Genomic DNA, 644 nt, shown 5'->3' on the forward strand with positions numbered 1-644 from the left:
TGATGGATTGCTTCGCTTTGCTCGCAATGACGCTCGACATACAATATCGCGAGCGACAGCGCCGAATTCAATGACGCCAGGCGTCATTGATTTCCGCGCCCCGGGATTATCCCTTCGCCTCGCGCTGCGAGCCGATCTGCGGCGATGCGCTCGGGTGCACCGGCACGTGCCAGATGTCCTCGGCATATTCGCGGATGGTGCGGTCGGAGGAGAACCAGGCCATCCGCGCGACGTTGAGGATCGAGGCGCGGGTCCAGGCCGGGATCACCTGCCAGCGCGCGTCGATGCCGCGCTGCGCTATCTCGACCATTACATGGTCTCGGCCGATTTCGATTCCTATTACGACGCGCAGCGCGTGGCCGATGGAGGCGAAGCGGGCGGGATCGCCGGGCGAGAACTCGCCGCTTTCGATGGCGCGGATCGCGCGCTCCAGCCGCGGCGATTTGCGGATGACGTCGCTGGCATCCAGCCCCTGCTTGCGGCGGACCATGACGTCGCCGGCCTCGAGGCCGAAGATCGCGATGTTCTCGGGGCCGACGGCATCGCGGATTTCGATATTGGCGCCGTCGAGCGTGCCGATGGTCAGCGCGCCGTTGAGCGCGAGCTTCATATTACCGGTGCCGGAGGCCTCCATGCCGGCGGTC

General features: G+C 65.7%; 1 protein-coding gene. It reads right to left on the reverse strand.

All coding sequences use genetic code 11. The features are described from left to right. Positions 1–106: 106 nt before the first annotated feature. The coding region (locus J6500_RS31605; RefSeq protein WP_225716595.1) for a glycogen/starch/alpha-glucan phosphorylase at positions 107–644 on the reverse strand (538 nt) is incomplete at its 5' end.

Origin of the sequence: Bradyrhizobium semiaridum (genome assembly GCF_020329505.1) — a bacterium.
In the GTDB taxonomy this organism is placed as follows: domain Bacteria; phylum Pseudomonadota; class Alphaproteobacteria; order Rhizobiales; family Xanthobacteraceae; genus Bradyrhizobium; species Bradyrhizobium semiaridum.